Here is an 11,605-nt window from a genome sequence, read left to right on the forward strand (position 1 = left end):
TAATTTAGGGGCTTCGCGTGAGAGGGAGTGGTGTTTCGTGGCGGGGACGGCTCGTGAGCGACTGGCCGAACTACTCGGTGATCTGGATGAAGAGCCCGCCTGGAGCGTCTACCACAAGCTCTTCATGACCGACCTGTCGGTGTCGGTCGACGGCATCGGCCCGCTTCGCTTCCCCGTCTCCGAGGAGCAGTCCGTCCGGCTACGCGAGCTCGGCCGCCGGGCACGGTTCGGGCGCGGTGAGGAGACCCTGACCGACCCGGAGGTCCGTGACACCTGGGAGATCCCCAAGGAGCTGGTGCACGTCGAGTGGACCGCCGCGTTCGGGACCATGCTGGAAGTGATGCGCGACGAGCTGGGGCTGCCGCCGCACTGCGAGCTCACGGCCGACCTGCACTCCATGCTTCTCTACGAGACCGGCCAGTTCTTCGTCACGCACCAGGACTCCGAGAAGGACGACTCCATGGTCGGAACCCTGGTGGTGACGCTTCCTTCCGACCACACCGGCGGTGAGCTGGTCATCGAGCACCGCGGTCAGCGGGCGGAATACCGCGGATCGAAGGTCGCGGTCTCACTGGTCGCCTTCTACGCCGACTGCCATCACCAGGTCCTCCCGGTGAAGACGGGAAACCGGATCACCCTCACCTACAACCTGCTCCTGACGGGAGACAGCGGCGCCGCGGCCGAGGACGCGCTCGCGGAAGAGGTCGCGGCCTGTCTTGACGAGCACTTCGCGACCCCGGCCGTCCTTCCGTACGGAAGGGGCCAGACCGACCCGCCCACGCGGCTGGCGTACCTGCTCGATCACGAGTACACCGAACGCGGGCTGAGCTGGTCGCGGCTGAAGGGCTCCGACGCCGCCCGGGCCGCGCTGCTGCGAGCCGCGGCGGAACGTGCGGGTTGTGACATGACGCTGGCCCTCGCGGAGATCCAGGAGACCTGGGACGCGTACGCCGACGACGACGAGGATTCGTGGTACGGCGACGATGACGACTCCCCGGAGGAGGATGATGACAGCGCGGACGACGGGCAATATGTCCTTCAGGACCTGATCGACTCCTCCATCGCGCTCGCCCACTGGGTCGGCCCGGACGGACAGCTGGAGGAGATCTCGCTGACCCTCCGCGACGCGGAGGTCGCCGCGACGGTTCCGACGGCCGGCCTGACGCCCTACGAGTCGCATTACGAGGGCTACATGGGCAACTACGGCAACACCCTGGACCGCTGGTATCGGCGGGCGGCGCTGGTCATCTGGCCCCGGAGCCGGGGGTTCGCCAGCCGGGCACAGGCGTCCTCGCGCTGGGCGCTCGACGAGCTCGGCGAGATGATCCGCGCCGGGAAGGTCGCGGAAGCCCGCGAGGCGGCACAGTCGACGGAGCCGTTCTGGAAAGCCGCGGTCCATGCCACGCCGGGGAAGGAACTCCTCGGCAGGGCGCTGCCCGTCGCCGACGGGCTGGACGAGGCCGCGTCGGCTGCCACGCTCCTGCGTCCGTTCCGGATGGATCAGCTGCTCCCCGAGCACGCACCGGCCTTCGCCGCCCTGGCCGCGCGCTACGGCGACATCTGGATCACCGCTCTGCTGCGCGACTGGTTCGACGCCTGGACACCGGCGAACTACGGCTATGCCCCGGAGCCGCCGGCCTGGCTCACCGGCCTTCCGCGGCTGTGCGCGGCGTTCTCGGCCACAGGCAGTGCGGGAGCCACAACGGCCGTCCACCACATCCTGGGCCTGTCGTGGAAATGGCTGGCGGACGGCATCCGTCCCCTGCTCACCGAGCCGTCCACCAGCAGCGCGGTCGCACAGCTGACCAGACTGGGAGAGCCGCTCTCCGGGCTCGTCGCGGCCGCGGCCGAGAGCGGGCCGACCGGCGTGCTGGACGATGTCGTCACGCTCGCCGGGCAGGCGGACGGCGATCAGGGGATAGCGCTGGTGATGGCCGCTCTGCGAGCCGCGAGGCCAGGCAGCGAAGGGTTCGACGAGCTGGCCCTCGGCTGCGCCGAACGGATCCGGGAGGTGCTCGCCCGTCCTCAGCGGGCGTCCGGCGACTGGTCGATCGAGTTACCGGCCGGATGCGCGTGCGAGCTGTGCCGGACGCTCGGCGCGTTCCTCCAGGACCCGGAGCGGCGTGTTCTCGAGTGGCCGCTCGCGCAGGAGAAGCGAAGCCACGTCCACGGCCGGATCCACCTCGCCGAGTTGCCGGTCCTCCACGAGACCAGACGGCAGGGCCGGCCATACACCCTGGTGCTGACCAAGACCGACGCGCTCTTCAGAGAGGAGCGTCTCGCCCGGGAACGCGGCGAAGCCGACCTCGTCTGGCTCACGAAGAACTGGGCGGTTCCCGTCTGACCCGGCCGCCCCGGCCCAACGCGGCGGCGCCGCCGGGCGCGGGACGCGTACGGCGGGCGGTCTGGCAGGATCGCCGGGCGGCGTGGGTGCCGGTCAGCGGGAGGGGCGGGGGCCCGCGGCGCGGCGGAGCCGGTTGGCGATCGCGAGTCCAAGCCCCTCCTCCACCGGCAGGGACGCCACGATGAGGTCGCAGCCCTGCCGGTCGAGCTCGCGCAGGAACCCGTACAGCCCGCGCGCGTAGGCGGACATCGAACCGGGGACCTCGACCACGGCGTGCGCCTTCACCTCAGCGTCGGCGAGAGACGGGGGAAGGAAGACACCCACCTGGTGCCCTAGCTCCCGCGCGAGCTCCGCTTCGGCGACGACCTTCCCGGGCTCGACCAGCACGACCCGCGCACGCGGCGCGTAGTGCGACGGATGCTGGCCCGGCACTCGGACGCGGCTCGTCGAGTGAACCGCGAGCGGGCGCCCCAGCACCGCTTCGAGGTCTTCGCGCGTGACCCCGCCGGGCCGAAGGACGCTCGGGGTGTCGCCCGTGGCGTCGACGATGGTCGACTCGACGCCCACCTCGCACGGGCCGCCGTCCAGCACGAAATCGACGGCGTCGCCGAGCTCCGCGCGGACGTGCTCCGCCGTTGTGGGACTGACCGAGCCGAAGCGGTTGGCGGACGGGGCCGCGACACCACCGCCGAAGGCCGACAGCAGCGCGAGCGCGACGGGGTGATCGGGCACGCGCAGGGCCACCGTCTCCAGGCCGCCGGTCGCCTCCAGGGGCACCCGGCGGCCACGCCGCAGCACCAGCGTGAGCGGCCCAGGCCAGAACCGTTCAGCCAGCAGGCGCGCCGTCGCGGGGACGTCCTCGGCCCAGTCGCCGAGGTGCTCGGCGCCGCCGATGTGGACGATCAGCGGGTGGGTGGGCGGGCGCCCCTTGACCTGGAAGACGCGGGCGACGGCGGCGGGGTTCTCGGCGTCGGCGCCCAGGCCGTAGACGGTCTCGGTCGGGAGGGCCACCAGGCCTCCGGCGCGCAGCACACCGGCCGCCTTCTCGATGTCACTGGTTCTCGCCGTCACCCTCGCCATTCTCCCACTGCCGCACCGCCCGCGTTCCGTGGCCTCCCGGAACGATGAGCCGCCGGCGCTCGCGATCATGCCGATGTTTATCGGGTGCCGGCTCGGCACGGGGGACATCTTCGAACTGAACGTGCTCGGCTTCGTCGTCGCCGTCATCGCCTCCGTGGCACTGATCGGCGTCGCGGAAAGCCTCAGCGGCTCCCATCACCGCGAGCACATCACTCGGTGACGGCGCGGTTCACCCGCCGGGCGAGCGGGCGGGAGAGCCCGCCCCCGGCGTGGCCGTCCGCACCAGCAGGAGCCGGTGAGGTCAGATGGCGGGGCTGCGGCGCTCGATCATGAGGACGTCGCGCCAGACGCCGTGATGGCGGCCGATGCGTTCGCGGGTGCCGAGGACACGGAAGCCGGCCGCCCGGTGCAGCGCCAGGCTGGCCGTGTTCTCGGGGAACACGCCGGACTGGATGGTCCAGATGCCGGCGTCCTCGCTGGCCGTGATGAAGGCGTCCAGCAGGGCCCGGCCCAGGCCCCGGGAACCGTGATCGGGGTGGACGTAGATGCTGTGCTCGACGACGCCCGCGTACACGGGACGGGCGGAGACGCGCGAGGCGGCCACCCAGGCGACCACCCGGCCCGTACGGGTGTCGGCGACGACGTAGCGCAGGTGGGCAAGACGGGCGGAGCTGAACGTCTCCCAGGACGGGGCGGTGGTCTCGAAGCTGGCGTGGCCGGTGTCGAGGCCGAGCTGGTAGACGCTCAGAACCTGGCCGGCGTCCTCCGCCCGCATGGGGCGGATCTCGTAGCGGTCGACGATCTCCTCGTGGGCCACGGCGGCCTCCTTCACGCGCGGGCGGGGGCGGCGGCGAACCCCGGCCGCCACACCTCAGCAGCGTAAACCGGAGGATGGCAGGGTCAGCGGCGGAGGAGGGCGCCGCGGGTGGCCGCGGAGACGGCGACGGCGAGTACGGCCGAGACGGCGGCCGCCGTCCAGAGCGGCGTGTGGTCCGGGCCGACGACGCCGGTGTAGCTGTAGGTGGCGTTGAAGGCGGCGTGGAACAGTGCGGCGACGAGCACGCTGCCCCCGGCGGCGTTCACCAGGGCGCCGATGAGCACGGTGGTGCTGGTGGTCAGCAGCAGGAAGCCGGCGAACGGCAGGCCGTTGTCGCTCTCACCGGGCACGTGCAGCAGCGGGTAGTGCCACACGGACCAGACGACGCCGAGGAGCAGGTTCGCCCAGACGGGACGCATCCGGGCCTGGAGCCGGGGCAGCAGCAGCCCGCGCCAGCCGGCCTCCTCGGTCAGCAGGTACAGGCCGACGCCGTACCCGAGATAGGCCAGCGCCGACGGCAGGCTCATCATCGCGCCGAGGTCCGGGTGGTGCCCGAAGGCGGCGGCGAGCGCCCCGGCAGCCGTCGCCACGACGACGGGCGTGGCCAGCGCCACCAGGTACGTGACCGGCGGCACCCGCCAGGCGACGAGGCGGCGGCCGAGGTCGAGCAGGGCCGGGCGTCCGCCGATCAGGGCGGTGACCAGGGCGATGGACGGCGTGAGCACCCACAGCGCCAGGCCCTGCGGCAGCCGCCACCCGATGAGGCCCTGCGCCTGGGCGATGGCCGATCCCCAGACCAGCCACGGCAGCGCGAACATGGCGGCGCCGGCGGCGATCAGGTGGCCCGTGCGGGCGGTGCGCGCCACGACGTCGGTCGCTGGTGAGGGACTGTGGGGGGTGACCGTGGTCGTCATGGTGGTCGCCTTCTGTCGTGCGGTTCCGAGGGCTCCACTGTCGTCGTCACACCCCACGCCGGTCATCGGGTGGCGGATGGACTCCCCCGGCCGCCTTCTCCACCCGGGGGTTGAGGCGGCGGCCCCTCAGTCCACCCGTCAGTCCAGCCGTCAGTCCACCCGTCAGTCCACCCGTCAGTCCAGCGTGGCGCGGCCGGTGCGGAAGGCGTACGCCACCAGCGCCGCGCGGTCGCGGCAGCCGGTCTTGGCCAGCAGGTGGTTGACGTGGGTCTTGACGGTCGCCTCGGAGACGAACAGACGCCGCGCGATCTCGCTGTTGGACAGGCCCTGCGCGATCTCGGTGAGCACCTCCGTCTCCCGGGCCGTCAGGCCGTCGTCGGGCGGCGCCGGGGGCTCCGCCGCGCCCACGGGCGCGCCGCGGGAGAGCGCCTCCAGCAGGCGCCGCTGCACCGAGGGGTCGAGCTGGGCCTCGCCGGAGGCGACGGCGACGATGGCGTCGCGGATCTGCTCCGCGCCGGCGTCCTTGGTGATGAACCCCCGGGCGCCGGCCTGCAGGGCGCCGAACACCCAGGTGTCGTCGGCGTACGTCGTGAGCACGACGACGCGGGAGCGGCTGCCGCCCTCCACGAGCCGCCGGGTCGCCTCGATCCCGTCGACGTTCGGCATGCCGAGGTCCATGAGCACGACGTCGGGGTCGGCGTCCGCGGCCTGGCGCACCGCGTCGGCCCCGTCGACGGCGGTGCCGACGACCTCGATGTCGTCGAGCAGGCCCAGCATCATCGCGAGCCCGTCGCGGACGACCTTCTGGTCGTCGGCGATCAGCACTCTGACGCGGTCGGGTACGGCGGTCACCGGCTCATCTCCTGTGATAGTCGGGTGGGATATGACGGGGTGGATGGCATGACGAGGTGGACGCGCCAGCCCTCGGGCGTGGGGCCGGCGTCGAGGTGCCCGCCGGCGAGTTCGGCGCGTTCGGCGAGGCCGGTCAGCCCGAAGCCGCCCGACGGCAGGGGGGTGGAGGGGACGCCGCCGGTGTCGACGATCTCCAGGCTCACGGTGCCGGGCGCCCAGGTGAGCGTGACGGTGGCCTGCGCGCCGGAGCCGGCGTACTTGGCGGTGTTGGTCAGGGCCTCCTGCACCGTCCGGTAGACGGCGAGGCCGGACTCCGGCGGGAGCGGCCTCGGCTCGCCGCGTTCGACGAGGCGCGCCGCGAGGCCGGTGGCGAGCCGCGCGTGCGTGATCAGCTCGGGCAGCCGGTCGGCTCCGGGCAGCGTGTCGCCGCGCAGCGTCGCGACGGCGCCCTTGGCGCTGGCCATGCCGTCGCGGGCCAGCCCCTGCGCGGTGCCGATCTGGGCGACGAGCCGCTCGTCGGCACCGGTCTTCTCGGCCAGCAGCCGGGCGCCCTCCAGCTGCACGGCCAGCCCGGACAGGGTGTGCGCGAGCACGTCGTGCAGCTCACGCGCGAGCCTGCCGCGTTCGGCCAGCACCGCGGCCTGCTCGCGGGCTTTGCGGGCGGCGGCCTCCTCGGCCAGCAGCGCCTGCGCCTGCGCCTGCGCGTCGCGGCTCACCGCCGCGAACGCCGACGCCACGAACAGGAAGCACGCGCCGGCGGCCAGGTTGAGCATGGCGCTGAGGGCGTGATCGGAGGTCCGCCACTCCGTCAGGGCCGCCGCGACCGCCACCACCGCGCTGCCGGGCAGCGCGACCCGGCGCGGCAGCCGCAGCCCGATCGCGGCGATCGCCATGTACGCGATGACGAACCCGGGCCCGTGCGGGTTCAGCAGGCCGAGACCCGCGCCGCACAGCCCCGCGGCCATGAGACATCCCATCAGCAGGCGCGGGCCGAAGACGACGCTGGTCGCGCCGGCGAGCCACAGCGCCAGGGCCACCGCCGTCAGCGCCGGTACGGCGACGCGCGCCGCCGTGTCCACCGGCAGGCCGCCCGCCACCGTGCTCACCGCTATGACGCCGGCGGTGAACCGGGCGAGCACGGTGAAGGTACGGCGCTGGTCGCGCGGCCGGTGTTCCGGCGTCCGCGACCGGTCCCGTGGTTTCACGTCTGCATCCTCCAGTGTCGGGCGCGTCATGGCTCACAGCCTGGTCACGACATTACGGGCGCCGGACGGGTCGACGTGCGCAGCGCCCGGGCTCCGGTGACCAGGACCCTGGTGACGACCATGGCGAGGGCCATGAGCACGAACGCCGCGGTCCACGCGTCGGCCCCGGTGATGAGGTGGGTCCGGGAGAACGTCGCGATGCCGGCGGAGAACCAGTGGTCGGCGCCGTAGGCGAAGAGCATCCGCCCGCCGATCACCGCCACCCACAGGGCGGCGTACCAGGCCCCGGCGACCGTGACCATCCGCTCACCCGCGCGCCGCACCCGTACCAGCAGCCCGGCGGCCACCCCGAGCGCCACACCGGCGGCCGCTCCGGCCAGCTCCAGCCGCGCGTCGTTGCCGATCGCCGGCATCTCCCGCAGGAACACGTACGCGGCGACCGCGACGACGACCAGCGGAAGGACCATGCGCGTCCGGGTCAGCGTCTTCGTGCCGAGGTTGCTGTAGAGGACGTAGGCGAGCAGGCCGAGGTTGAGCAGGTACTGGGTGGTGGTCATCGGAGGCTCCGTGCGTGTCAGCGGGTTCGACGGGGGTTTCGACGGGGGTTTCGACGAGGGTTTCGACGAGGGTTTCGACGAGGGTTTCGACGAGGGTTTCGACGAGGACCAGACTTCCAGCGGGCGGGCTCGCCGCCATCGGCGTACGGATTGACCCGCGCGGGCCGCCCGCTCCATCCGTGGGTGGAGATCGCCCGGCCGGAGAACGGCGCGAGTGGAGAACGGCATAGCGCCCGAATTACGTGAAACCGCCGTGAAAGTGACCTTCCCTACCTTGATCGTGATCAGCGCCGATGCCGCCCGCGGCCGGTATCCCAGTTGCCCGTGAGGTGAAGGTGACTTTCCGCCCACGATCCCGACACGACGACGGCAGGCGACGACGACGGCGACGGCTCGCCGCCGTGCTCGCCGTACCCGCCCTGCTCGTCACGTTCGCGCACGCCCTCGCCCTGCCCGCGGCGGCCGGGCCGGCCGCCGCGCCCGCCACGGCGGGCCTCGCGACCGGCCTCGCCGCCCGGGGCGGTTACCCCGACCCCGAGCCGCTTCCCGGAGAGGACGCCTCGGCGATCCGGCAGGCGAAGGACACCGGGCAGCCGGTCGAGATCGTGTCGCAGCGTACGGAGACCACCCAGGTGTTCGCCGAGCCCGACGGCAACCAGCGCGTGGTCGAGAGCCTCTGGCCCACCAGGGTGAAGAAGGGGAGCACCTGGGCCGGGGTCGACCTCGGCCTGATGTGGCGGGGAGACGGCACGCTCGGGCCCTACTCCGCCCCGATCGACATGACGTTCTCCGGGGGCGGCGACGGGCCGCTGGTCCGGATCGTCAAGGACGGCGTCACGCTCACCTACACCTGGCCGGCGCCGCTGCCGAAGCCTTCCCCGCTGTACGAGACCGCCATCTATTACGACGTGTTCCCGGGGGTCGACCTCAAGCTGACGGCCGGCCTCGACGGCTTCTCGCAGGTGCTGGTCGTGAAGACCCCGGAGGCGGCGCGCGATCCGCGGCTGGCCGAGTTCCGGATGAAGGTGCAGGTCAGCGGGGGCACACTGAGCCTGGACCCGGCCGGCAACGCCACCGTGCGCGACCCGGGCGGGAAGGTCGTCCTGCAGGGCAACGCCCCGCAGATGTGGGACTCCTCCGGCACGGAGGACACGGAGTACGACCACATAGGCCGTCTCGTCGGCCCGACGACCGGGGACGCGATCGGCACGGTCGCCGCCCGGCTCGACGCCGGCACGCTGGTGCTCACCCCCGACCAGAGCTTCCTGCGGGCGCCCGGCCTGACATACCCCGTCTACGTCGACCCGCCGATGTACGGCGCCGGGCGGCTCGCCTTCGCCTACGTCTCCAAGCACTTCGCCACGACGAAGTACTACGGCACCAGCGACGTGGCCAAGGTCGGCTACTACAACGACCCGTACGTGCCGTCCGGGCCCACGAGCGACACCTACCGGTCGTTCTTCCGGATGAACACCTCGGCGGTGAACGGCAAGCACATCGTCAAGGCCACCTTCCGCGCCTTCGAGACGTACTCGTGGTCGTGCTCGGCCCGCGAGGTGCAGCTCTGGCTGACCGGCGCGATCGGCACCGGCACCACCTGGAACGCGCAGCCCGCCTGGAAGCGCAAGATCTCCTCGGTCAGCGTCGCGAAGGGCTACAGCTCGAGTTGCGGCGCCGGGGGCGTCGACTTCGACGCCACCTCGGCCGTGACGGAGGCGGCGTCCGGCAACTGGTCGAATCTCACCCTCGGCCTGCGCGCCGGGAGCGAGAGCGACAAGAACGGCTGGAAGAAGTTCCGCAACAACCCCTCCCTGGAGATCACCTACAACACCACCCCGAACGTGCCCGACCAGCTCTCCACCCAGGTGGGCGCCAGCGCGTACGTGCCCTGCGCGACCGGGAGCGCCGCGCCGTACGTGACCACGCTCACCCCCACGCTGCGGGCGAGGGTGTCCGACGCCGACGGCGCGAAGGGCCAGACCGTGCGCGCCCACTTCGAGTGGTACGCGACCGGCGGGGCGAAGCTGGGGGAGAGCTACACGTCCTACGTTGCCTCCGGCACGCCGGTCACCGCTCCGCTCACGGTCACCGACGGGGCGAAGATCAGCTGGCGGGTGCGGGCCCAGGACGGCGTCGCCACCAGCGGCACCAGCGGCTGGTCGGGGTGGTGCGACATGATCGTCGACAGGACCCGGCCGTCCGCCGCGCCGAACGTGCTGTCCACGGACTATCCCGAGACGCCCGCGGCAGGCGACCCGGTCCCCGCCGGCGGCGTCGGCCGGATGGGGGTCTTCCGGCTCAGTCCCGGACCGGTGACGGACGCCGGCGGCTACCTCTACGCGCTGAACAGCGACGACCCGGGGACGGCGACGGCCGTGAACGCCGCGGCGGACGGCACCGCGAGCGTGAAGGTGACCCCGCCCCGCGACCTGCTCAACGTGCTGTACGTGTGGATCCGCGACAAGGCGGGCAACATCGGCCCCTACCGGCGGTACGAGTTCAGCGTGCGGCGGGCGACCTCGCCGGTGGCGCACTGGACGCTCGACGAGACCTCCGGCACCGTGGCCGGCGACTCCTCGGGCAACGGCTACCAGGCCGCGCTGAGCACCGGCGCCACCCGCACCCCCGGCCGCGTCTCCGGTGCCGTACGGCTCGACGGCGTCCAGGGCACGGTCACCCCGTCGAAGCCGGACGGGATCGTCCGCACCGACCAGAACTTCAGCGTGGCGGCCTGGGTGCGGCTCACCGACAAGAACTCCTACCGCACCGTGCTCAGCCAGGACGGCGTGAACCGCGCCGGCTTCTCCCTGCAGTACCACATCGGCAGTGACCGGTGGGCGATGGCGATGGGCTCCGCGGACAGCGTCGCCTCGCCGACGTACTACCACGCCAAGTCCGACGCGGCGCCGGTGACCGGACGGTGGACGCACCTGGCGGCGTCCTTCGACGCGGCGACCGGGCGGCTGCGCCTCTTCGTGGACGGCAGGCCGCAGAGCACGACGGCCGTGCAGCCCACCCCGTGGAACGCCGCGGGCAGGTTCGTGATCGGCCGGGCCCTGGGCGGGTCGGAACAGTGGGCCGGCGACGTCGACGACGTGCGGGTCTGGGACCGGGTGGTCTACGACAGGGAGGTCGGCGACCTGGCCAACCGCCCGGTGAAGCTGGAGGGCCACTGGAAACTCGACGAGACCTCCGGGACCGTCGCCCACGACTCCTCGGGTAAGCCGAGCGACCTGATCAGGGACGCCGACGCCACCGGCGCCTGCACCTGGACCGGCGGATGGGTCGGCGGCGCGGCCGGCTTCGGCGCGGCCGGGTGCCTGATCCGCACCAGGGCGCCGCTGCAGTCCGGCGCGGGGCCGCTGCTGCGCACCGACGGCTCCTTCACCGTCGCCGCTTGGGTGCGGCTGACCGACAAGGCCGACTACCGCACCGCGGTGAGCGTGGACGGCGTCAACCGCAGCGGCTTCTACCTGCAGTACGACAAGGCGCAGGACCGCTGGCGCTTCAACATGCCGACGGCCGACACCACCTCCGCCGTCTACACCGGCCCCTTCTCGATCGACCCCGCCGAAACAGGGGTGTGGACCCACCTCGTGGGCGTCTACGACCGGGCGGACAACCAGCTCAGGCTGTACGTCGACGGAAACCTCGACGGCACCACGTCGTTCACCACGCCCTGGCAGGCGAAGGACGCACTGACCATCGGGCAGGCGATCAACGGCTCGAACAAGTGGGTCGGTGCGATCGACGACGTCCGCGCCTACACCGGTGTGCTCACCGACGACGAGATCTACGAGCTCTCCCTGCAGTAAGTCCTTCCCCCCTCGCCGGCG

At 72.5% G+C, this 11,605-nt stretch carries 10 protein-coding genes; 4 read left to right on the top strand and 6 right to left on the bottom strand.

Annotated elements, in window-relative coordinates; translation table 11 throughout:
• Positions 1-37 precede the first annotated feature (37 nt).
• On the top strand, positions 38-2,344 hold the full coding sequence (locus OG344_RS07705; RefSeq protein ID WP_405087612.1) for a 2OG-Fe(II) oxygenase: 2,307 nt from the start codon (positions 38-40) through the stop codon (positions 2,342-2,344).
• A 93-nt stretch (positions 2,345-2,437) separates the two neighbouring features.
• Here OG344_RS07705 and OG344_RS07710 read toward each other — a convergent pair whose 3' ends face one another.
• Positions 2,438-3,415: an L-threonylcarbamoyladenylate synthase gene (locus OG344_RS07710; RefSeq protein WP_405087613.1), complete on the bottom strand. Its 978-nt coding sequence runs from the start codon at positions 3,413-3,415 to the stop codon at positions 2,438-2,440.
• 76 nt (positions 3,416-3,491) lie between these two features.
• On the opposite strand from OG344_RS07710, the gene OG344_RS07715 reads away from it, so the two are divergent.
• Positions 3,492-3,644 carry a hypothetical protein gene (locus OG344_RS07715; protein ID WP_405087614.1) on the top strand — a complete coding sequence of 51 codons (153 nt, stop codon included), beginning with the start codon at positions 3,492-3,494 and terminating at the stop codon, positions 3,642-3,644.
• Between the two features lie 81 nt (positions 3,645-3,725).
• Here the strand turns inward: OG344_RS07715 and OG344_RS07720 are convergent, their stop codons facing one another.
• The 5 genes from OG344_RS07720 to OG344_RS07740 all read right to left on the bottom strand — a co-directional run bounded on the left by OG344_RS07720 (position 3,726) and on the right by OG344_RS07740 (position 7,769).
• Positions 3,726-4,241: a GNAT family N-acetyltransferase gene (locus OG344_RS07720; RefSeq protein ID WP_405087615.1), complete on the bottom strand. Its 516-nt coding sequence runs from the start codon at positions 4,239-4,241 to the stop codon at positions 3,726-3,728.
• An 83-nt stretch (positions 4,242-4,324) separates the two neighbouring features.
• Positions 4,325-5,155: a CPBP family intramembrane glutamic endopeptidase gene (locus OG344_RS07725; RefSeq protein WP_405087616.1), complete on the bottom strand. Its 831-nt coding sequence runs from the start codon at positions 5,153-5,155 to the stop codon at positions 4,325-4,327.
• A gap of 174 nt (positions 5,156-5,329) precedes the next feature.
• On the bottom strand, positions 5,330-6,007 hold the full coding sequence (locus OG344_RS07730) for a response regulator (protein ID WP_405087617.1): 678 nt from the start codon (positions 6,005-6,007) through the stop codon (positions 5,330-5,332).
• Complete coding sequence (locus OG344_RS07735) at positions 6,004-7,212, bottom strand: sensor histidine kinase (protein ID WP_405087618.1); 1,209 nt, start codon at positions 7,210-7,212, stop codon at positions 6,004-6,006. The genes OG344_RS07730 and OG344_RS07735 overlap by 4 nt, the downstream gene beginning before the upstream one ends.
• Positions 7,213-7,256: 44 nt before the next feature.
• Positions 7,257-7,769 (bottom strand): hypothetical protein, encoded by a 513-nt coding sequence (locus tag OG344_RS07740; RefSeq protein ID WP_405087619.1) that lies wholly within the window; start codon positions 7,767-7,769, stop codon positions 7,257-7,259.
• A gap of 10 nt (positions 7,770-7,779) precedes the next feature.
• On the opposite strand from OG344_RS07740, the gene OG344_RS07745 reads away from it, so the two are divergent.
• On the top strand, positions 7,780-7,923 hold the full coding sequence (locus tag OG344_RS07745) for a hypothetical protein (RefSeq protein ID WP_405087620.1): 144 nt from the start codon (positions 7,780-7,782) through the stop codon (positions 7,921-7,923).
• 181 nt (positions 7,924-8,104) lie between these two features.
• Positions 8,105-11,584, top strand: coding sequence for a LamG-like jellyroll fold domain-containing protein (locus OG344_RS07750; RefSeq protein WP_405087621.1), 3,480 nt, complete (start codon positions 8,105-8,107; stop codon positions 11,582-11,584).
• Positions 11,585-11,605: the final 21 nt, after the last annotated feature.

The organism is Microbispora sp. NBC_01389, assembly GCF_045040095.1.
GTDB lineage: Bacteria > Actinomycetota > Actinomycetes > Streptosporangiales > Streptosporangiaceae > Microbispora.

Excerpts from the sequence above, each read along its gene's own strand:
- OG344_RS07715 (WP_405087614.1), top strand. The coding sequence starts at position 3,492 with ATGCCGATGTTTATCGGGTGCCGGCTCGGCACGGGGGACATCTTCGAA.
- OG344_RS07725 (WP_405087616.1), bottom strand. The coding sequence starts at position 5,155 with ATGACGACCACGGTCACCCCCCACAGTCCCTCACCAGCGACCGACGTC.
- OG344_RS07740 (WP_405087619.1), bottom strand. The coding sequence starts at position 7,769 with ATGACCACCACCCAGTACCTGCTCAACCTCGGCCTGCTCGCCTACGTC.